At 44.6% G+C, this 21,771-nt stretch carries 21 protein-coding genes; 14 read left to right on the forward strand and 7 right to left on the reverse strand.

Translation table 11 applies throughout. The annotated features are described in order from the left end of the window. The first annotated feature begins 3 nt into the window (after nt 1-3). Nucleotides 4-393 carry a MazG nucleotide pyrophosphohydrolase domain-containing protein gene (locus RXX31_RS01945; protein WP_243978080.1) on the forward strand — a complete coding sequence of 130 codons (390 nt, stop codon included), beginning with the start codon at nt 4-6 and terminating at the stop codon, nt 391-393. Between the two features lie 112 nt (nt 394-505). Beyond that, on the forward strand, nt 506-757 hold the full coding sequence (locus RXX31_RS01950) for a DUF2999 family protein (RefSeq protein WP_014234113.1): 252 nt from the start codon (nt 506-508) through the stop codon (nt 755-757). 98 nt (nt 758-855) lie between these two features. On the opposite strand, the gene RXX31_RS01955 is transcribed toward RXX31_RS01950, so the two are convergent. Genes RXX31_RS01955 through RXX31_RS01965 form a run of 3 tightly spaced genes read right to left on the reverse strand, consistent with a single transcriptional unit; the run spans nt 856 to nt 3,894 of the window. Beyond that, nucleotides 856-2,241: a TRAP transporter large permease subunit gene (locus RXX31_RS01955; protein ID WP_317587404.1), complete on the reverse strand. Its 1,386-nt coding sequence runs from the start codon at nt 2,239-2,241 to the stop codon at nt 856-858. Beyond that, entirely contained in the window at nt 2,228-2,770 is a 543-nt protein-coding gene (locus tag RXX31_RS01960; protein WP_317587405.1) for a TRAP transporter small permease subunit, read from the reverse strand. The genes RXX31_RS01955 and RXX31_RS01960 overlap by 14 nt, the downstream gene beginning before the upstream one ends. A 50-nt stretch (nt 2,771-2,820) precedes the next feature. After that, entirely contained in the window at nt 2,821-3,894 is a 1,074-nt protein-coding gene (locus RXX31_RS01965) for a TRAP transporter substrate-binding protein (protein ID WP_317587406.1), read from the reverse strand. A 210-nt stretch (nt 3,895-4,104) separates the two neighbouring features. Between RXX31_RS01965 and RXX31_RS01970 the strand changes: the two genes are divergently transcribed. The 8 genes from RXX31_RS01970 (at nt 4,105) to RXX31_RS02005 (ending at nt 11,655) form a co-directional block, all read left to right on the forward strand. Next, nucleotides 4,105-5,490 (forward strand): cache domain-containing protein, encoded by a 1,386-nt coding sequence (locus tag RXX31_RS01970; RefSeq protein ID WP_317587407.1) that lies wholly within the window; start codon nt 4,105-4,107, stop codon nt 5,488-5,490. Then, nucleotides 5,487-6,116: a response regulator transcription factor gene (locus RXX31_RS01975; protein WP_317587408.1), complete on the forward strand. Its 630-nt coding sequence runs from the start codon at nt 5,487-5,489 to the stop codon at nt 6,114-6,116. Before RXX31_RS01970 ends, RXX31_RS01975 begins: the two co-directional genes overlap by 4 nt. Beyond that, nucleotides 6,116-7,054, forward strand: a complete 939-nt coding sequence (locus tag RXX31_RS01980; RefSeq protein WP_317587409.1) for a LysR family transcriptional regulator — start codon at nt 6,116-6,118, stop codon at nt 7,052-7,054. Before RXX31_RS01975 ends, RXX31_RS01980 begins: the two co-directional genes overlap by 1 nt. A 95-nt stretch (nt 7,055-7,149) precedes the next feature. Then, the gene (locus RXX31_RS01985; protein WP_317587410.1) at nt 7,150-8,715 is read left to right on the forward strand and encodes an acyl CoA:acetate/3-ketoacid CoA transferase; all 1,566 of its coding nucleotides are present in this window, start codon (nt 7,150-7,152) and stop codon (nt 8,713-8,715) included. 40 nt (nt 8,716-8,755) lie between these two features. Beyond that, on the forward strand, nt 8,756-9,490 hold the full coding sequence (locus RXX31_RS01990) for a beta-ketoacyl-ACP reductase (RefSeq protein ID WP_317587411.1): 735 nt from the start codon (nt 8,756-8,758) through the stop codon (nt 9,488-9,490). Between the two features lie 4 nt (nt 9,491-9,494). Next, on the forward strand, nt 9,495-9,632 hold the full coding sequence (locus tag RXX31_RS01995; protein WP_317587412.1) for a hypothetical protein: 138 nt from the start codon (nt 9,495-9,497) through the stop codon (nt 9,630-9,632). A gap of 303 nt (nt 9,633-9,935) precedes the next feature. After that, nucleotides 9,936-11,360 (forward strand): MATE family efflux transporter, encoded by a 1,425-nt coding sequence (locus RXX31_RS02000; RefSeq protein WP_317587413.1) that lies wholly within the window; start codon nt 9,936-9,938, stop codon nt 11,358-11,360. Between the two features lie 190 nt (nt 11,361-11,550). Beyond that, nucleotides 11,551-11,655, forward strand: a complete 105-nt coding sequence (locus RXX31_RS02005; RefSeq protein WP_317587414.1) for a hypothetical protein — start codon at nt 11,551-11,553, stop codon at nt 11,653-11,655. A 32-nt stretch (nt 11,656-11,687) separates the two neighbouring features. Here RXX31_RS02005 and RXX31_RS02010 read toward each other — a convergent pair whose 3' ends face one another. The 4 genes from RXX31_RS02010 to RXX31_RS02025 all read right to left on the reverse strand — a co-directional run bounded on the left by RXX31_RS02010 (nt 11,688) and on the right by RXX31_RS02025 (nt 16,123). Next, nucleotides 11,688-12,122 (reverse strand): hypothetical protein, encoded by a 435-nt coding sequence (locus tag RXX31_RS02010; protein ID WP_317587416.1) that lies wholly within the window; start codon nt 12,120-12,122, stop codon nt 11,688-11,690. 43 nt (nt 12,123-12,165) lie between these two features. Then, on the reverse strand, nt 12,166-12,375 hold the full coding sequence (locus RXX31_RS02015) for a hypothetical protein (RefSeq protein WP_317587417.1): 210 nt from the start codon (nt 12,373-12,375) through the stop codon (nt 12,166-12,168). A gap of 208 nt (nt 12,376-12,583) precedes the next feature. Then, nucleotides 12,584-14,713 (reverse strand): hypothetical protein, encoded by a 2,130-nt coding sequence (locus tag RXX31_RS02020; protein ID WP_317587418.1) that lies wholly within the window; start codon nt 14,711-14,713, stop codon nt 12,584-12,586. 1,038 nt (nt 14,714-15,751) lie between these two features. After that, nucleotides 15,752-16,123: a hypothetical protein gene (locus tag RXX31_RS02025; protein ID WP_317587419.1), complete on the reverse strand. Its 372-nt coding sequence runs from the start codon at nt 16,121-16,123 to the stop codon at nt 15,752-15,754. Between the two features lie 898 nt (nt 16,124-17,021). On the opposite strand from RXX31_RS02025, the gene RXX31_RS02030 reads away from it, so the two are divergent. From RXX31_RS02030 to RXX31_RS02045, 4 genes are read left to right on the forward strand one after another with little or no spacing between them, the layout of a single operon-like run. After that, the gene (locus RXX31_RS02030; protein ID WP_317587421.1) at nt 17,022-18,617 is read left to right on the forward strand and encodes an ABC transporter substrate-binding protein; all 1,596 of its coding nucleotides are present in this window, start codon (nt 17,022-17,024) and stop codon (nt 18,615-18,617) included. Further along, nucleotides 18,617-19,555, forward strand: coding sequence for an ABC transporter permease (locus RXX31_RS02035; protein WP_317587422.1), 939 nt, complete (start codon nt 18,617-18,619; stop codon nt 19,553-19,555). Before RXX31_RS02030 ends, RXX31_RS02035 begins: the two co-directional genes overlap by 1 nt. Continuing rightward, a complete protein-coding gene (locus RXX31_RS02040) occupies nt 19,552-20,361 on the forward strand; it encodes an ABC transporter permease (protein WP_317587423.1) in 810 nt (269 codons plus the stop codon). Before RXX31_RS02035 ends, RXX31_RS02040 begins: the two co-directional genes overlap by 4 nt. Beyond that, the gene (locus RXX31_RS02045; protein WP_317587424.1) at nt 20,336-21,721 is read left to right on the forward strand and encodes an ABC transporter ATP-binding protein; all 1,386 of its coding nucleotides are present in this window, start codon (nt 20,336-20,338) and stop codon (nt 21,719-21,721) included. Before RXX31_RS02040 ends, RXX31_RS02045 begins: the two co-directional genes overlap by 26 nt. The last annotated feature ends 50 nt before the right edge of the window (nt 21,722-21,771 follow it).

A 21,771-nucleotide genomic window follows, 5' to 3' on the forward strand; every position in this document is an offset into this window, starting at 1 on the left:
AATATGAAAGAATTTGATGAACTACTCTCAATCGCGACGAGGAAGTCAGAGTTTGATCTGACCAATACCTGGTTTAAAGGTGTCGAAACCTATCTGGTTGCAATTGGTAAAGAAGTCGAAGAAGTACGTGAAGAGATAGCTGAAGATCGTCTTTGTTATCTGGAAGATGAACTTGGCGATGTGCTGTGGAATTATTTGAATGTGCTGAAAGCGCTGGAAAGAGAGAAAGGCATTGACCCTAAGAAAGTTCTCGATAGGGCTTGTAAGAAATACGAACAACGCGTGTCTGCTATCGAATCAGGCAGCAGTTGGGAAGACGTCAAATTGAAACAAAAAGAAGCGTTAAGTATCGAGTTGGCAGAGCAGTCAGAAAACAAGCAGGGCGTCATCTGACGAGACAGGCGCGTACAGGTTCGGACTGCATTTGGCATAAGTCTTACTATAAACAGACAAAACCAGATGGTAAACTACACGTCTGTTTTACTTAGTGATTAAAGGTAATTTGATGAACCCGATTCTTGCAATGCTGAAAGAAAATAATATCAGTGATGCTCAAATTAATGAGCTATTTCAGGCGTTGACGCAAAACCCTCTTGCAGCAATGGCAACTATCAGCCAGTTGGGTCTACCTCAGGAGCAGCTTCAAGCGTTGATGGCGCAAGTGATGCAAAATCCTGTGTTAATTAAAGAAGCGGTTGAAGAGTTAGGTTTGGACTTTTCAAAAGTGGTTGAAGCAAAAGAAAAACTTCAGCAGTAACAGAGTATTCTCAAACAAAATGTAAAAAGCCGCTAAAATATTACGTTTTAGCGGCTTTATTTTTACGCGATTTCTTATTTGCTTGTCAGCGAATGAGGTTATCCATAAGCAACACTAGGGAACCACAACACCAATTGTGGCCATACTACGAGACAGATTAATGCAATTAACTGGATAGCGATAAACGGAATCACACCGCGATAGATATCCTTCAATGAAACACCTTCAGGGCAAACGCCTTTTAAGTAGAACAAAGCGAAGCCAACCGGGGGGGTAAGGAAACTGGTTTGCAGCGCCATTGCTACTAGCATAACAAACCATACCAGACTAGGGTTATCCACCACGCCATGACCATCAAGCTCAATGCCTAAGCTTGCCACCACAGGTGCTAGCAGCGGCAGTGCGATAAGAGTGATTTCTATCCAGTCGAGGAAGAATCCAAGTAGGAATACGATTAACAGAATAAACGCGATAATACCGTATTGACCGAAAGGTAGACCACTTAGGAATGATTCAATCAGTTCGTCTCCGCCTAACTCTCTTAGTACCAAAGCAAAGCAGGATGCGCCTAAGAAGATCATAAATATGTAGGCAGTCGTTCCGTAAGAAGAAAGTAAAACTTCTTTAAGTACCTTTAGGTTGAGCTTTTTATTATAAGCCGCAAGTAGCGTCGCACCTAAAGCGCCTATGCCGGAAGCTTCTGTTGGTGTTGCTATACCTGCGAAAATCGAACCTAACACACAGAAAATCAGGATAACTGTCGGTGTGATATCTTTGAATACTTGTAAGATAAGGCTCCAGTCAACAGGTTCTACATTTTCTGGAATTGGTGCTTTGTTAGGGGTCATTTTACCAACGGTAAGGATATACATAATGTATAAACTGCCCAGTAACAGACCCGGCATGATCGCGCCCATAAACAGGTCGCCAACCGACAATCCGAGTTGGTCGGCCATAATCACTAACATGATGGAAGGTGGAAGCAGTATTCCTAATGTACCTGCTGAGGCGACCGTTCCAAGAGCAAGAGGAAGATGGTAACCCTGACGCATCATACTCGGCAGAGACATCACCGTTAACAGTACAACAGACGCGCCAATGATGCCTGTAGAGGCGGCGAGTATGATACCAATCGCCATTACCGTAATGGCTAAACCACCGTGTACTTTGCCGAATAGAGCCTGCATCGAGGTCATCAGTTTTTCGGCAATGCCGGATTTGTCGAGCATGTTGCCCATAAAGATGAACATCGGCAGGGCAACTAATATCCAGTTATCCATCACCTTATAAATACGGTTAACAACGAGACCGAGGGTGGTGTAATCGAGCCCGGTAAACGTGTCTAGATAAATGTCAGCAAAATAACCGATTGCCGCGAAGACGATGCCAATCCCACCGAGCACGTACGCTACAGGAATCCCAGTGAATAACAACAGGATAAACGAGCCAAACATGGCGATAACAATCCATTCATTCGCTTCCATGGTCGTCTCCTTTGATTAACGTATCCAGATCGCGTAATAATTTCGCCACCATTGAGAGCAACAGCAAGCTAAAGCTTAAAGGGATCACGGCTTTTATCATCCAGCGATAAGGTAAGCCGGAAGGTGCGGCTGAACTCTCGTTGACGCGCCATGCTTCATAAGCGAAGTCGTATGAGTGGAGAATGACGATAACGACAAATGGTGCCGCGAGAAAAAGGATACCGAGTATGTCGACTAAGGCCTTCTTACGTGCGGAAAACTTGTGGTAAAACAGGTCGACACGAACATGCAGGTTGGTCACTTGTGCATAGGCGGTTCCGAACATGACAGCGGTGGCATAGAGATGCCATTGCAACTCTTCAAGCGCAATTTGACCATTGGAAAAGACTTTACGCATCACGACCTGAATGATGATTACCGCGATTAGGGCGAGGTTTGTCCAGGCCAACGCTTTACTCGCGGAAATAACCAGCCTCTCGATTTGAAAATAGAGAGGAATCGTTGGGGAAGAATATAGCACTTTGCTCATTGACTACTCCTAAAGGCCAGCGAGAGACGCTGGCCTTTTACTAACATCGACTATTGGTTTTGTGTCTCACGCGGCAAGAAGCCGTTCGCAGACCACAATGCGTAACCCTTACGGAAATTGTTCAGGTCGGTCCAAACTTTGTCGAAGAATGGGTCTTCTGTTTTCTTCTCTTCCACAACTTCCATCCAAGTGTTCTTGAATAGATCCAGCATCTCCTGGTTCCAGTAGCGAATCTCGACACCGTTTTGCTTCGCTTTTTCCATAGCGGCGTATTGCATCGCTTCACCTTCTGCGATTGAGTAGGTCATTGCTGCCATACAAGTGGTTTCGACTGCCGATTGCTGAGTAGCACTCATGCCATTCCACGTATCTTTGTTTATCAGCAGCTCAAACACGGTTGATTGTTGGTGCCAGCCTGGGAAGTAGTTGTACTTGGCAACTTTATGGAAGCCGAGGCGATCATCAACAGCAGGTTGTGAAAACTCAGATGCGTCAATCGCCCCTTTCTCAAGTGCACCAAAGATCTCGCCGCCTGGGATCTGAACTGTACCCACACCAAGTTTTTCCATCACAGACGCCCCTAGTCCGTAGAAGCGCATATTGAGACCTTTTAGATCCTCTGGCTTTTCAATAGGTTTGCGGAACCAGCCTGATGTTTCAGGAGAGTTCATCGCACAAGGCATTACTTTGACGTTAAAGCCTCCTTGGTCATACATTTCTTGATAGAGTTTTAAGCCGTTACCAAAGAACAGCCATGCCATAAACTCGGGAGCTTCCGGACCAAAAGGAATCGAAGAAAAAATTGCTGACGCAGGCAGTTTACCTTGCCAGTAACCCGAGATGGCGTAACCAGCATTTACTTTACCCGTGGATACAGCATCGAGAATCTCTGGTGGGTTGACTAATTTGCCCGGTTCGTAAATTTTCATTCTGATCGTGCCGCCGGACGTTTGTTCAATTCTATCCGCAAACCATTGGATAGGGGTGCCTAAGGCTGGAAGGTGGCTACCAAAGGCAATAGGGGTTTTTAGTAGTACCTTCTTATCTGCGGCCTGAGCACTGACAGAAAGACCAGAAGCGGAAAGCATCAACGCAGTAGCAATGGCAACTTTCTTAAGATTCATAGAGATCTCCTTGTTTGGGTATTCCTTGTTTATATTGCTAAATGTGAACAGAGCGTATTAAGATATGTTAATGCAATGTTACATTGGGGTTTGGTTTAGGAAGGAGATTGGATGCTCTCCATTAGCAAAATTGCGCAAATTGAGTCGGTATTAAGTGCAATTTTTGATACGAAAATTCAGTAAAACTACGTATAAGAACGGATTCGAAAAATGGGATTGGTGAGCAACCGCAGGCTTACAATAAACATCATATTACTCTCAATTGTGCCCTTGATTGTCGTGGTGGTCATCGTTGCGAGTATATTATTTAGTCAGGCAAAACAGCTAGTTAATGATCAAGTTGCATTAACACGAGTCAATGTTTTGTCGGTCAAAAAGCAAGAACTGAAGCAGTACGTAGAAATGGCAGTGAAAAGTCTCAAGCCATACTACGAAGATGAGTCATTATCTCCCCAAGTTGCTAAGCAATTAGTGGCGGAAAAATTGAGCCAACTCACATATGGGGAAGATGGGTACTTTTTTGTCTACAGCTGGCAAGGTGACGCTTTGGTTTTACCCTACCAACCTGAGCGGGTTGGTCGAAATTGGTGGGGAGTAGAAGACCTTACAGGCAAAAAGCTGCTCCAGGAGTTGATTCACGCAGGGAGAGCGGGTGGCGGGTTTGTTAACTATCTCTGGCATAAACCATCGACAAAAGAACCACTGCCGAAGCTGAGCTATGCGATCTCTCTCGATAAGTGGCAATGGATGGTTGGAACCGGTGTTTATATCGACGATATCGAGAAACAAGTAACGCAGATAGAAAATGGCTTCGACCAGAATGTTGGCAAAACCAGCAGTGCGCTTTTTGTACTGATGTTTGTCGCGATTACGGTTATCGCGGGGTTGGGGGCCTCACTGAATCTAAACATGCGTCGTTTAGCGAACGAGCAGCTCAGTGTCTTGAACCAACAGATTATTGATTCACAGGAAAACGAACGTCACCGAGTTTCACGAGAACTCCATGACGGAGTCAATCAACTGCTGGTCGCGGCCAAATATCGTTTAGATAACGTAACGAAAGAGCGAGATGACAAGAAAAAAGAGTTTGAATTAGACGCAAGCAAAAATGCCATGGAACAGGCGATTGTAGAAGTTCGCCGAATCTCAAAAGACTTACGCCCGCCACAACTGGATGACTTAGGCTTAGTTTCTGGTATAGCGGCATATCTGAACGAGTTACGTGAACGTACGCAATTGGAGCTGGTGTTTGAACACGATATTGAAGGCGAACAGTTTGTTTCTCAAGTGGAAACTACCTTGTATCGAGTGGTACAGGAAGCATTGCATAACGTAGAAAAACACGCCAATGCGCAAGGTGTCGATATCATCATGCAGCGTGAAGGACGCATGTTGATTCTGACAGTCAGCGATGATGGCATCGGGATCCCTGCGAACCATCTCAAAGCGTATAAGAACAAACAATCAACGTTAGAGCATATGGGACTGCAAAATATGAAAGAACGGATTCAAGCTATTGGCGGCGTGTTTGAGGTTAATAGTGAACCAGGACAAGGCACGGAAATTCGTGTCAGTTTAAACATGGAGTTTATATGATTAAGTTGGTATTGGCCGATGATCATAGGTTAATGCAAGACGGGCTCAAATCACGGTTAGAACGAGAAGATAACGTGGAGATCCTGGATTGCGTCGGAAATGGTAAGGATGCATTGAACAGTACATTAACTTTGAAACCGGATGTGCTTCTTCTGGATATCAATATGCCAAAAATGAACGGAATTGAAGTGCTGGAAAAGCTGACAAAAAGTGCCAGCAAAACTGCCGTTATCATGCTCTCTATGCATGACAGTCGAGATTATGTCATGCGCTCGGTTAAAGCGGGGGCAAAGGGCTACGTATTAAAGGATGTTGGCTCGGAAGAGTTAGTTATGGCAATAAACCAAGTGGCACAAGGGCGATCTTACCTTTGTCCTCAAGCGTCAGACCGCTTGCTGGAACAGATCAACCAGAAACCAGAACCGAAAGATAATACCTTATCAAAACGTGAATCGGATGTGCTCAAAGCTATCACTAATGGTGCCTGTAACAAGGAAATTGCGGATTCACTCCACATCAGCGTTCGCACAGTAGAAACGCATCGACTGCGGATCAAAAAGAAACTCGGCGCAACGTCTACCGCTGCACTGGTAAAGCTGGCGATACAGAAAGGGCTGGTGAGCTGATGGTCGCCAACTTACTGTCGAGCCGTCAGCCGATCTTAGATAAAATTGTGTTTTTCTGCGCGGTTGTCCGGTTAGGCTCGTTTCGAGAAGCCGCATTGCAGCAAGGGATCTCGCCTGCCGCAGGAAGTCGCTGGGTTAAAGAACTCGAAGAGTCGCTGTCGATTGAGCTGATAAAGCGAAGCACTCGCCAACTGGTGACCACACAAGCTGGCCAGCTTCTTTATGATAAATTTGCCCCTTTACTGCCAGATATCGCCAGTTTATGTGAAGAGGTGCAAAATCTGGCAGAGGAACAACAGGGTGAAATTAAACTTTCTTCGACGCCCTTATTCGCCCGGCAATATTTAACTAAGATTGTTGCAGAGTATATGACGCTACACCCACAGGTGAATTTCAAAATATTCATCGAAGCGGGAGAGTTTGATCCTCTCAATGTTGATTTTGCCTTTCGTGCCAGCGCGAGTTATCAAGGTGAGCCAGAGCAAGACTCTTTGCTAGTTAAGCGCCGCTTGTTACGAGAGCCCTTGTATTTGTGTGCTTCCAAATACTATCTGGAGCAGCATGGAACGCCTGAAAACCCTCAAGACCTCAACCAACATCGTTGTTTGTATGCTCGAACGCTGGTGGGCGGGAATCGTTGGTGCTTCGAGTATCAGGGTGATGTAGAAATCGTGACCATTTGTGACACCCTGGAATGTGACAACAGTGAAATGCTTCTGGATCTGGCGCTGGAACATGCCGGGATTGCCTACCTTCCGCACTCTTTGGTTTCTGACTCGATAGAGCGAGGGGAGCTTTTTCATATCCTGCAAGATCACCAATGTGCCAGTTTCGATATCAATATGTTTTACCGTCCACGCTCACCAATGCCAGAGCGTTGCAGTGGCTTTAAAGAATACCTTTATCGACGAGTCGGAGATCTATGCGATCGTTTCTAATATGAAATTCTCAATCTCTAATTCTGCAATTAACATCTGGGTAACATCGCACTAAGCTGAAAACCAATAAAGTACAGTAACTAAGGAAGGTTAATGTGGTTACGAAATTGACAGCAGAACAAGCGGCAGAGTGGATTGAAGATGGCGACGCGGTCTTACTGGGTGGTTTTATTGGTAGCGTAGTACCGGAAGCGATTGAAAGAGCAATAGGCGAACGTTTTAGAGACACTCAGTCACCGCGAGATTTAACGCTGCTATTTGCTGCAGGTCAAGGTGACGGTCAAGGCCGGGCAATCAACCACTTAGCGGAACAAGGGTTAGTGAAATGCGCCATTGGCGGTCACTGGGGGCTGGTTCCTAAACTTCAGCAATTAGCGGTAGATAACCTCATTCAAGGATACAACTTACCGCAGGGTATCATCTCACATTTACTCCGAGACACCGCAGCGGGCAAGTTAGGCACGGTGAGCAAAGTTGGCTTGGGTACGTTTGTTGACCCTCGTTTAGAAGGTGGAAAAATCAATCAGGCGACGTCCGATGATTGGGTAGAGCTGATTGAGCTCGGCGGTGAGGAGCATCTTTTTTATCACAAGCTACCTGTGACGGTGTCTATTCTTCGCGGAACGACTGCAGATGAGAGTGGCAACATTACCATGGAAGATGAATGCTTGATCGTCGAAAGTCTCGCGGCGGCACAAGCGGCACGTAACAACGGCGGTAAGGTTATTGTTCAGGTCAAACAAATAGTGCCAGCAGGAAAGCTTGATCCCCATGCGGTCAAGATTCCCGGAATCTTCGTTGATGCGGTTGTTGTGTGTGAAGATCCGACGGAGCACATGCAAACTTTCGCAACCATGATGAACCCCGAGTTTGTTGGTATTGAAGATTCTAGTGACAACGTCAAACCAAATTTATCTCTTTCGACCCAACCCAAGCTGAATGCAAAAACGATCATAGCCCGTCGTGCGGCAATGGAATTGGAACCTAATTCTATTCTTAATCTGGGCATTGGCGCTCCGGAATACATCGCTGAAGTCGCTAAGCAAGCCGGCATACTCGACCAATTTACCTTAACCGTAGAGCCCGGAGCGGTAGGTGGTATGCCGCAAAGCGGTCTCGATTTTGGGGCGTCTCGTATGCCTCAGGCGATTATCGGCCAAGATCAGATGTTTGACTTCTATGATGGTGGTGGTGTTGACCAGGCCTTTCTGGGATTGGCGCAAAGTGACGTTACAGGGAATATAAACGTCTCACGCTTTGGCAGTAAAATCGCTGGCTGTGGCGGCTTTATCAACATTACTCAGAACGCCAAGAAGGTTTACTTTTGTGGCACTTTTACCGCGCAAGGATTAGCCGTGGAAGTCGGCAATCAGGCGGTTAATATCGTCCAAGAAGGAAAGCAAAAGAAGTTCATTAAGCAGGTTGAGCAGATCACTTTCAGCGCAGACCAAGCGGTAAGCAATAATAAACCTGTAATGTACATTACCGAGCGTGCCGTGTTCCAGCTTTCTCCGTCTGGATTAGAGCTGATTGAAATCGCCCCAGGGGTGGACTTAGAAAAAGACATCCTTCAGCAGATGGAGTTCACACCTGTTATCAGTCCGTCACTGAAAGTAATGCCAAATGCCATCTTCCAGCCATCATTCGAACTTACTCTATAAATGCTGGATAACTATTTAATTTCTACCAAAGGATTAGGATATGTTTGAAAACAAAGTCTGCTTAGTCACTGGCGCGGCGCAAGGTATCGGCCGAGCGATTGTGGAACGATTTGCCAACAATGGCGCACAGTGTGTTTACGCCTTGGATGTCAACGCTCAAACTTTGCAAAGTGCGTTTAGTGACCACGAAAATGTTAAACCAGTCGTCATCAATATTTGTGATAGAGAGGCGATTCAATATTTGGTTGAAAGCATCAGAGAAACCTATGGTCGTATCGATGTTTTGGTGAATAACGCTGGAGTTACCCGCGACGCACTACTGGAAAAAATGACGGAACAAGACTGGGACTTTGTGATCGACGTTAACCTCAAAGGCGTCTTTAATCTCACTCAAGCAGTTGCACCAATGATGATGGCAAACAATTATGGCTCTATTGTCACCATGTCTTCGGTAGTGGGGACCGACGGTAATATTGGACAGTCTAACTACGCAGCAACCAAAGGTGGCGTGATAGCGATGACGAAAGGCTGGGCTAAAGAGTTTGCTCGTAAAGGTGCCCAAGTTCGCGCCAACTGTGTTGCCCCTGGTTTTATTGAGACCCCGATGACAGCCGACTTACCTACAAAAGTCCTCGAACTCATGAAACAGAAGACGCCGCTTGGGAGAATGGGCACGGCAGAAGATATTACCAATAGCGTCGAATTTTTGGCCAGTGACAAGTCTGGCTTTATTACAGGGCAGGTGTTGAAGGTCGATGGCGGCTTAGTTTTGTAACGTCATGAAGATAACCGTTGGAGAGCTATTCGATATCAAGCTAAAGTTATTTCTCGCAGCACGTTGGACCGTACTGCTATCCATTATTGCCTTCATAGGCGGTGGTTTGGTAGGGCTGGCCTCACCTTACTCAGAAGTATGAAGAACATTCATCTTGGAAAAGGCATTCAACTGTATGTGGAGCTTTTTCAGGGAACGCCACTTCTGATGCAGCTTTTTATGGCGTTTTTTGGTTTATCTGCAGTGAAGTAGTAATGGTTTCTTAACCATCTAACCCACCAAATATCGTATTTGATGGGTCCCTCTCTTTTGCAAACCGATCGCAACCGCTGACACTGAATTTCATAATCTAACAGTCTGATTTTCACACTTATGTGTATAACTCGCTGCAATATCGAACTATGATGAATTGATAACGATAAGCAATGATATAAAGGTGGTTGGGATGACAAAAACACAGCATTTAACTGAAGGGCCGATTAATAAAGCGCTGTTGTCTCTTGCTATTCCAATCGTGTTTGGTCAGTTGCTGCAGTCTGCCTATCAGCTAACCGATGCCTTTTGGGTCGGGCGTCTAGGTGCTAACGAAGTCGCCGCCGTTTCGGTGAGTATGCCTGTTACGTTTTTGGTCATCGCATTAGGTGCTGGTCTTGCAATGGCGGGCGCAACGCTCACCGCTCAGTACATGGGCGCACGACAAATGGATAAAGTGAACCATGTTGCCGGGCAAACCATGTTGATGGTTTTTATTACTTCAGTAGTGCTCGGCTGCTTGGGCTATCTGCTCTCACCATACTTTTTGACTCTGCTTGGCGTTGAAGAAGCGGTTTACAATAACGCGCTCAAGTTCATGCATATCTCGTTTATCAGTGTGATCTTTGTATTTGTTTACAATATGTTCCAAGCGTTAATGAGAGGCATTGGTCAGGTAAAAATACCGCTTTACATCGTATTAGCAACGGTACTGTTGAACTTTGTTTTAGACCCGCTGTTTATCTTTGGTTTAGGTTCTTTTAATGGCCTTGGTGTCTCCGGTGCTGCATTAGCAACACTTGTTACTCAGGCGCTTGCCGCCTTAACAGGTTTCTATATTCTCTCTAAAGGACGCCATGGCATTCACCTTAAATGGAGAGATTTGTCACCAGACTGGACTTATATTAAGCGCGCATTTTTCTTGGGCGCGCCAGGTTCGGTAGAGTTATCAGCAAGAGCGTTAGGGCTGATAACCATGTCATTTTTGGTTGCTAGTTTTGGCACGGTGACCATTGCTTCTTATGGTGTTGGCTCCAACATTCTTCAGTTAATCACGATACCCGCAATGGGGTTATCGATGGCGGTATCGACGCTGGTTGGACAAAACCTCGGAGCAAATAGAGTGGATCGTGCTGCAAAAATTACGGTTATTGGCTCCGTGTGGAGCTTCGTCATGCTCACTTTTATCGGTGTCTTTGCTTATTTGATGGCGCCGAGTGTGGTGAGGTTCTTCATACCGGATAATCCACAAGTGATTGAGCAAGGTGCTGAGTTTTTGAAAGTGATGTGTTTGTCGTGGGGATTTATCGGTGTTCAGCTTTCTATCATGTCTGCATTTCGAGCTTCAGGGAACATGACCAACAGTATGGTGCTGTCGCTGTTGACGCAGTGGGTATTTCAGTTCCCGCTGGCGTACATCTTATCTCAACACACTTTTCTTGCTGAAAAAGGCATCTGGTGGTCGTTCACAGTTACGAACGTATTGGTTGCTCTTGTTGCGGTTGCCTGGTATGCACGCGGCAGCTGGAAGAAAACTCGTATTATTGAACAAGAAGATATCGAAACACTTACAACCTCAGAAGAAGCGTTTATCGAAGTGGGCGAGCGTAGGGCTTAGTTGGATTTTAGTTTTTACTATTGACTCAACAGGACATAAACTATCTGCTGAATAAGTCACATATTAAGTTGTGGGGCATTTCATATGAAAATAGTGAATAAATATAAGATAAGTATCATTTTCAGCCTTCTTGGTTGGTTGTGTTTGATTGCCTACATCTACATCGGTGCACGTATAAGATGAAAATGGAGTGTTAATTGAACCGTTTGGTTTGATTCCACTATTTTGGTTACTTGAACTATTCGCGTTGATTAGCTTGATTTTTACTGCCATGAAACACATAAAAACAGGGTAAGCTCAGAGCTTGGTGATGTATCTTACGTGCTTCTAGGATAAATTAAGGCTGTATTGCATTACATCGGTAATAATAGGTAGCTCTTCTTTACCTAATTCTGAAATTACTTTTTTTAGCAGTGGCACGTCACGCTCAGCGAGATCAACATAAATGAATAGACAAAGTGCATCGACGTTGTCTTCCAATTCCCGTAACAAGTCAAGTTGCTGAATAGCATTTATAGCTTTGGTCGCTAGCACCTCATTAGATGCCCCCTTATCTACGCTATTCGTGAAATCACGGTATGCAAGTTCGGCGTGGATTTTCTGTTGTTTTATATATTCTACATTGGCGACGCGAGCTTGAGTTTCCCATTCTCTCCGAATGTTTTTATCAAAATTTTGCTTTTTAACATCTGCTCTCAGTTTATAAGCAACGTAAAGTATATTTTCGATAAAAAAGCCAATTATTAGTGCTTTTCCGGTCATGATAAAGACTCTTTGAAATTTATCTTGTTTATTAGCTGTCTAATTAAAATTCGTGTGAAATAGGGCAAAGCTGTACTGCACCAACATAAAGTTGACGCTGGCTTGAACCTAATGTGTAAATACAAACTCTATCCATGCCATCTACGTAACTTCTTTTTAGCGTATACATCATCGCGTATGCTGAAGATATTTGAGTAAACGCTGGAGCAGCGAATAGCACTGTTATTGCGAGTAGTAAAATGAACTGTCTCATTAGTCGTACCTCTGTTGGTTGTATGGCTGACTTGCTTTCTTCAGTGACGTTGATTGTCGTGAAGCCCTTGTCGCTCATACTTCCCTTTATTAGGTTTTACATCCAATTATTAAATTTAATTGTTCTGCTTTTTGGGGGAAGTCTTAGTCCCTGCAAACTCTCCAAGATACTAAATGCCCACATTAATAGCGGGCATTGGTTTTAGATATTAATTAGCGAGCACTACATCATATGATGCATTAGTACAGTCGCCATTTTGGTTATTAGATACAATACGGGCCGTTTCTATTCCATTACTATCCCTAAAAATGATTGCACCGTTACTATCTACAACGATTTCGATAGTCGGTTGATAGCTTAGAGATGAAGTTGTCGATAATGTATAGCTGGCACCAGTGTCCATTGTTAGAGTCCATTTTTTATCGTTGGTTTTGATATTACGGTTACCGTTACCACGACCGTTCCCCGTAAGTTCACCGGCTTCCGCTTGTTGAAAATCAGGGTTATTTGCCAAAAGTTGCTGTAGCATAGCGAACATTTCCATGCTGTAACTCAGCCTATCTTCATCAGAAGTAACGTACAGTTGAACATCATTTATAATTATTCCGCCACTGGTAGAGTAACCTGTCGTTTCAACAAACTGCTGTGTATTGGTCAAACATACAGACTCAAGTAATGCGGACTGCTGTTTAACCACTTCCGGAGTTAAAGCTGCTGGTATAGTCGCCACAGTGACTTCTTCATTAGGAAAAGAATCATCTATTAACCCCGTATCATCTGGTGTATATGTTGCTTCAGCTTTTGCTTCTAGAACTTGATCATGTTCAGCATAGCTATCCCATAATGCGGCCTGCTCTTCTTGTTTAGATTCGGCGTACGCGTTTCGGATGATGGACTCTTCTAAAGCTAATTTTGAATATTGATTGTCAGCTCGTTGAGCATCTTCTCGTTCAGTTTGAGTGCCGTAGTTATTCGATGTACTAGGAATGTTTGGTTCACCTTGGGCAATCTGTACTGGTGTTACGTAAGCTTCACCTTTAAAAGCCTTCTTAACTACAATAGGAGTTGGTGTGCCTTGAGCTATTTCAGCCGGTGTTTCTTGACGTGCATTGTACACACGGTCAATATTCAACTTAGCGTTAAGTAGAGCGCCTTGTGCTGATCCTCCTGAGTTAATCATGTCATGGGCAATAAACCCAATCTGACTAATCTCTTGACCTTCAAGACCTTTAGATAAACCGTACTCAACAATTTCACCTTGGATATCAGCGTAACTACGAGCCTGGTTATTTTGTACTTGCTCAATATCAAGTTGAGTAGTCTGTTTAGGGACTGCGTAGGCTTCACCTTTTGCAGACTTCTTAGCAATTGCTGGGGTAGGTTCACCCTGAGCTTTAAGTGCCGGAGTAGCACTTGGAGTAACTACTTGCTCAGGAGTTTGTGCAACCACCTGTGGATTCGCTGTAGGAATGGCAGTTGGCTGACCTTGCGGTTTCAAAGCAGGGGTAGCAGTAGGTGTATCGAACGGCTTAGGTGTTTGAGCTGTTACTTCAGGATTAGCCACTGGGATTGTATTAGGCTGACCTTGATCAATTCGTTCAGGAACAACATAAGCACGACCTTTTGCAGACTTCTTAGCAATTGCTGGGGTAGGTTCACCCTGAGCTTTAAGTGCCGGAGTAGCACTTGGAGTAACTACTTGCTCAGGAGTTTGTGCAACCACCTGTGGATTCGCTGTAGGAATGGCAGTTGGCTGACCTTGCGGTTTCAAAGCAGGAGTAGCAGCAGGTGTATCGAACGGCTTAGGTGTTTGAGCTGTTACTTCAGGATTAGCCACTGGGATTGTATTAGGCTTACCTTGATCAATTCGCTCAGGAACAACATAAGCACGACCTTTTGCAGACTTCTTAGCAACAGCAGGATCTGGTGTACCTTGCGCAATCTGTACAGGTGCGACGTAGGTTTCACTTTTAATAGATTTCTTAGTAATAGTAGGTGTTGGTGTGCCCTGTGCTATTTCAACCGGAGTCTCAGGTATCATTAATTGAGGACGTGAACGTGAAGAAGTAGCCTTTGGGTTGCCATTAGTAGTAGCAATTGCCTTAGTACCTTCTGAGGTATTAGTAACAGACATCACAACACCAGAACGCTCACGTGTTACCTTAGCAGTACGTTGTACATCTTTCTTCTCAGACGTAGGAAGTATAGTATCCTGTGGTGTTTCAGTTGATACAGCAATTGTATCCTCTGTAGGTGGAATAACTTGATTATCACTACCACCTTCATCTCCTCCACCACAACCAGATAGGATTGCTGCAATCGCAGCTGCTACTAACACATTTCTTTTTTTCATATCAGTCATACCTTTGTAAAACCACCATGCAAGAAATAGCTAACGAAGCTTACTTACCTGGTCTTTTGGGTCAATTCGTAATCTCTGAATGAAAAGTACCTAAGTGTTTAAAATTAAATGATTAATTAAATTTAATAATCGATTATGAATTTTAATTTTGGTCAAAATGTGGATTGCAAGGCATTTAGGTTAAAAAGAGGAGGCTGTTTCTAAACGTTTATGATTTAATTTAATTGTTGTGCTCATAATTGCTTATTGGAAGAAAAAGGTTACCAGTGACAAACACTCGTATTGGATTGCGTCCCCTTTGTTTTTCCATTTTCTACTCATGTGAAAGACATGTGTTAGGAAGGTTTAAATGTTTAATTACTTCATTTGCATTTACCACTTTTTTCTTCTCTAACTCGTAGTGTCTGTTAAAAGCTTTAAACGAACACAGGATGATTTTGCTAACTTATACGCTTCACCTTTTTCATTTTTAATCTTGGAATTCCGTTTATTATTTGCGTGCTCACTGGCTTTATAGAAGAGGTGCGAAATGATTATAACAGTATGAATTATAGAATAAATTGGCTAATTTTCTTTAATCTTCTTTCTATAGTCGTCATTGAGGCTTCGATAGGAGACTGAGTGAGTTATTTCAAATTCGTCGTTGTGCAAAGTAAGCTTTCTTCACTGTAATAACAGTAATTGGGATAAGTGATATGGTGGACAGTATCCGTTGTTTGTCGACGAATGTATTAATCATACTCTTGAGCTTGCAAAGGAGTGACAGCCAGCCAAGCAAATAGATCGTGACCCATGAAAACCAAAATTTTAATCACGTCTAAATTGAAGTGTTGGGATTACTACAAGTGAGATTAGGATTGCAATGAGTGCACATAGAGTCATAGTTAGTTACTCCAAGTTGGACATTTGGTTAGAATTGTTTTGCGTCCTTCTGCATATGTAGCAGCACAGCCAGTGAGTGTTGATGTAAGTAGTACAGCAGTGACTAGTAATTGCATGGTTATTCCTTATTTATTATTGGTTGTATCTGATTGTGGCTACGAGGTTCTGACAAGCTTTTGTTAATGGCTTGATTGAACTGCTTGTGGTATCTATGAACTTAATGACTTCGTCGAATGTGTTGTCTATCTCAGTTCGTGATAGCAGGTCAGTTGGATACTCTCTGTTGTAAAAATTAACAACTGTATTAAATGAGTCTGTGAGCTCCTGATGCATTGCTGGTGATAGGTCTAACTCTATGCCATAGGCAAAGTAAGCGGAACACATAACTGCTCCAGTTCCTGATTCACGTAGTTCCTGTGAGTATTCTGTTGCTTGTGCTTTGGTTACGAATACAGTCATTAAGATCATTAGTGGTAGTAGTAGTGCTGTGATTGATAGTTTCATGGTGCTATTCCTCTAGGTTGGTAGAAAAGTATTTTCCGTTTATCCAACCTTTAAATCCTCTAATTAAAATTAATAATCGAGTCAGAATAAGGAATTATCACTTTGTACAGCCTGAGTTTGTTGTGTAGTGCAGTGAATCCAGGGGGAGAGGGATTGCAGTAGCTAGTGATATTGTCCACCTGATTAGAGGCGTTAAGGTGCACCTGATAACGTTGCAGGTGAAAATATGACCAGACAGGTGTACCAGACGTTTATACATCAAAAGCTAATTTAGCAAAGCTACTAACTCAGAAAATGTCTAGCGTTACTATCTTAAAAATAAACTAGCCGTTCAATAAATAAACAAATGAACAGTGATCACAAACAAAGTACTTTGATTTGCATCAAAGTGTAATAGTATAACGTTACGTTTATTTCACTGTTCTTGTCGTGCATTATTTCCATCATCTTAAGCTAAAGAAATTGTTGCTCCTCGCGATGATCTTAATCCCTTTGGGGTTGAGTACGCTCTCGCTTGCACACTCGATGGAGACAGACCAAAACGTTCACGAACATCATAGCTGTGAAGTTTATGAAGCCATTTGTCACGCTTTAAGCTCGAAATCTACGGTGGTTGTGCAGTCTGATAAGGCGCAATGCTATCAGAGCTTCGATATCCAGTTCACGACTCACGTTTCCTCAGAGCTTCCTCGAACGCGTTCACCACCTCATTTGGTCTAACATTTTCTCCGTTTAGGAGAACCCAACACTTTTCATTTTTATATCCCATAACCTCGTCATGGCTTGGTATTTCGACGTTGGTTAGGCTTGTGCTCGTCAAAGATTCACACCGAGACAACGGCTACGAGCACTCGTCATTTGGGGAAAGTAACGTCTAAAAAATACGTTAGGGATCGTTATGACCGAAATTTCTTATGCTTCTATCGCGAAAAAGAAGAAGCTTATTCGTGGCCTGGTTTTGGCTACCGCAGTCGTTGCAGCAGGCGCTGCTATCGCATTAAATAACCAACAAGCATCATCTGAGCAGCTTACGCCAAATAAGAGCAATACATTATCGATTAGTGGCCCTTGGGAGGTTTCCAGCTTAGACCCTTCCAAACAGGGTTATATGTTGACTCGCATGCAGGTTATCGAAACCCTGCTTAATGTCGATGGTAAAGGGATTATAACCTCAGGGTTGGCGAGCAAGTGGCAAAGCAGTGGAGATGGATTATCGTGGCACTTTACTCTGCGAGACAACGTAACGTTTCATGATGGGTCCAAGCTGGATGCTGCAGCGGTCGTTCGCAGTCTTGATTTTGCCCAGCGTAAACATGGCACGCTTAACAAAGCAGACGTTCGCAGCATCTCTGCGGTGAGTGATAATGAGATAAAAATCGAACTGAGCAGACCTTACGCCGCATTTGCTTCTCTGTTAACTAACTACGCGAATGCTATTTTGTCACCGGCATCTTATGAAGCTAACGGTGCGGTAAAAACGCTTTATGGCACCGGTCCATACCAAATGGAAAGCTTCTCACCCCCTCACAAATTTACGGTTAAGAAGTTCGACGGTTACTGGGGTGAACAAGCAAAAATCAACTTCGCTACCTATTTAGCGGGGCATCGTGCAGAAAGTCGCTTACTGCAAGCGAAATCTGGTGAAGCGGATATCGTCTTCAACCTAGAGCCAGCGATGTTAGGGCAACTCAAAACAGGTCATGAGGTTAACGTTCACAGCGACTTAATCCCGCGCACCATGTTTGTAAAAGTGAATGCTGGTCATCCTTTCCTGAATGAAGCGAGAGCCAGAAAGGCATTGAGTATGGCCATTGATCGAGCGTCGATCACCAAAAATGTACTTGGTGTACCTGGCGCTGAAACCACTCAGCTTATGCCAAGTTCTATGTCTCAGTGGTTTATTAAAGACGTTAGAAATGATGATTTCAATTTACAGCAGGCGCGTTCAATCTTGGCTGAATTAGGCTGGGAACGTGGAGACAACGGTATCCTCGAACGTGATGGTGTGCCATTTAAACTTACGATGATCACCTATGCAGACCGTCCTGAATTAACAACTGTCGCGACCGCAATTCAAGCACAGTGGGCAAAGCTAGGTGTTGAGCTAAAAGTGGATGTCACAAACTCAAGTATGATCCCTGCTGGCCACCAAGACGGCTCACTAGAAATGGCATTGATCGCTCGTAACTTTGGTTTTAGCGCGGATCCGCTGCCAATCATCAGCACTGATTTCGCAAACGGAGGTGGTGACTGGGGCACGATGAACTGGGAAAACGCAGAAGTGGACAGAGCGATAGCGCGTTTACTTGATAATCGTGATGCCACACGCGCCTTTGAACTTAGCCAAAAAGTCGCGAAAGCGATCTATCAAGATTCTCCGGTTATCGCGGTCTCAAGTTATAGCCAGCATACCTCGGTCAACAAACGCGTTAAAAACTTCAAATTTGACCCGTTTGAGCGTAATTACTTCATCAACCAGATGGAAATTAACTGATGTTATTGGGGATTTTAAAAAAGCGTCTTTACCAACTCATTCTGGTGGCTTGGGGCGTCGGTACACTCACGTTTGTGCTTATGCGTAGCCTGCCTGGAGACATGGCGTATCGAATTGCGGCAAGTCGTTATGGTCAGGATAACGTGGACTCTGCCGCTGCTGACCTTGTGCGTCAGGAACTGAATTTAAATCAAGGGTGGTTCAGTAGTTATGTAAGCTGGCTGGGTGATTTGTTGCAATTCAACTTAGGTAATTCTCTCGTCAGTGGTTTACCTGTGAGTGAAGTTGTCCAACACCAGCTTGGCCACTCTTTACTTCTTGCTGGATTTGGTATCGCATTATCCATTTTAGTTGCGCTTCCTCTTGGAACCTGGACAGCGAACAAGGGCGGGCTTGTCAATTCTCTTATGGTTTGGTTTTCGACGTTTACCCGAGCGATGCCGGTATTTGTACTTGGATTGGTGCTAATTCTTATTTTCGCAATTAATTGGAAATGGTTCCCTGTCGCGGGGTTTGGTACCTGGCAGCACTTGGTTTTACCAAGCGTTACCTTAGCTGTCAGCTTGGCCGCCGTTTCTAATCGAGTTGTGCATAGCAGCGTTAGAAACGTTTTGCGATCGCCGTTTTACACATTCTCGCGAGTTAAGGGATTAAGCGAAAGACAAACTTTCTTCCGTCATGGGGTACGAAACATGGCCGTACCCATTGTGGCGTTTGTCGGAGTTCAGCTAGTCAGCGTGATCGAAGGCATCGTTATGATTGAGTCTTTGTTCTCTTGGCCGGGCGTTGGTCATGGTCTCGCCCACGCGATTTTTGCGCGTGACATTCCCGTTATTCAAGGTTGTGCGCTGACAATGGGCATTCTATTTGTGATCCTCAATAGTATTATTGATGTGCTGTGCTACTGGATTGATCCAAGAGGTCAGCAAGAAAAATGATGAAACAATTTACATTAAATCAAAAGCTCGGATTAGCACTGTTACTCGGGCTGTTTAGCTTTTCACTTTTTGTCGGATGGCTGTCGCCTTACTCCATTGACGAGCAAAACCTTTCTATTCGATTATTGCCACCAAGCGGTGAACACTGGTTTGGTACCGATCATTTTGGCCGAGATATGATGACGCGCCTTGCGAGCGCGATTGGCTTATCTTTTACGCTGAGTGTGTTGTGTGTCATCAGTTCTTCGACGTTGGGCGTTGCCTTTGGTGTTTGTTCAGCATGGGCAGGGGGCCGCGTTGAGCAGGGGCTGGATATTGTCGTCAATGTCTTATTAGCGCTACCGGGGTTAGTCTTGGTTCTTCTATTATCAGCTATTGCTCCGGGGTCGTTCTTGGTGATGTATCTGGCGATTTCATTGGTTCAGTGGGTTGAATACTACCGAGTGACACGCGCTATCACACGTACTGTCATCAACAGCCCAGAGAGACAGGTCTCCGTGATGATGGGGTTCGGTAAATGGTACCAGTTCAAACGACATATTTGGCCAGCGATTTCTTCTTCGATCTTTACGATGGCGGCTTTTGGCGGTGCGAATGCCATTCTAATGATGGCTTCGTTAGGCTTTGTCGCAGTAGGTATTCAGCCTCCGCTTGCTGAACTGGGGCTGATGAGTGTCGAACTCTTCCCGTTCTACGTTGATGCGCCTTGGGTATTAGCTCAGCCGTTACTGGTTGTTGCGTTGTTGGTATTGGGCTTTCATTTATTAGCAGGAGCGAGCCGTGAATCTCTTAATTCAACTGACTGATTTATCGATCAAAGCAAAAGACGTCGAGCTTCTCGAACCGTTGTCATTGAAGCTTTATCAAGACAAGCCAGTCACTATTCTTGGTCAGACTGGCTCAGGCAAAAGTTTGTTAGCGCAGGCCGTGATCGGTTTATTACCAAGCTCACTGTCACAATACGGAACCGTTGAGGTCTTTGGGAAAAAACAGGATCAACGATCTTTGGTAAAACTGTGGGGAAGTGAGGTCACTATGCTCCCTCAGGAGCCCTGGCGCGCACTTGACCCATTAATGCCTGCATACAGACAAGTGGCTGAGGTTTATGAATGCGTTCAGGGTCTTGATGAAGAAACGTCTTTTCATCGCGCAATCGAAGACTTGGACAACATTGGGCTTAAAAACAGTGCGCATAAACGACCGGGCCAGTTGTCGGGCGGTATGGCTCAGCGCTTAGCGGTCACTGCTGCAACATCGGGTGGGGCTAAGCTGATATTGGCTGACGAACCTACTAAAGGTCTGGATGTCAGCCGCCGAGATGACATAGTGCGTCTGTTAATCCAAAGTGCTAAGGGGGGAGGTTTACTCACCATCACTCACGATATTGATGTTGCACGCCAAATAGGTGGTGACATCATTGTGATGAAAGAAGGTGTCGTTGTTGAGCAGGGAACGGCAGAGCAAGTGCTGAATCACCCTCAGCATGAGTACACACAAGCATTAATTGGTGCGGATCCAAAGCATTGGAATGAGCGAGAGAAAAGCTTACTCTCTGATGTGCCAGTGCTGAAGGTAGACAACCTGTCTGTTGGGCGCGGTAATACTGTGCTTTCTCAAGGGATTAACTTTACCATTCACGAAGGGGAAGTGATTGGCGTTGTCGGTGATAGTGGTTGCGGAAAAAGTACACTTGGGGACACCTTGCTTGGCTTATTACCTGCGTTAGACGGTACGGTAATGAAGCTGGCACCCAACACTAGGCCTTATCAATGGCTTAAGTTGTTTCAGGACCCACCCGCTGCATTTACTTCTAGTGTGACGCTTGGTGTGCTACTAGATGATTTGGTCAAACTACACAAGATAGACAGAAAACGCATTCCACCATTGATGGAGAAACTGAAACTCGCTCCTGAACTGCTAGAAAGAAACAGTACCGGCGTTTCTGGCGGTGAGTTACAGCGTTTTGCCATCCTTAGAGCGCTGCTGCTGGATCCGGTATTTCTGTTCGCAGATGAGCCAACCTCAAGGCTCGATCCTATCATTGCTCAGGAGGTGACTGACCTGTTGGTTGACCTGGCAAAAGAGCAGGGATGTGCCTTGCTGCTCGTCAGCCATGATCCGAACCTGATTGAAAAGTGCTGCGATACCGTCATTAGTTTGAATTAAACATCGGTATACAGCAAAAACGTCTTTGGCTACTTAGTCAAAGGCGTTTT

This window comes from Vibrio sp. EA2 (genome assembly GCF_033042495.1).
Classification (GTDB): domain Bacteria; phylum Pseudomonadota; class Gammaproteobacteria; order Enterobacterales; family Vibrionaceae; genus Vibrio.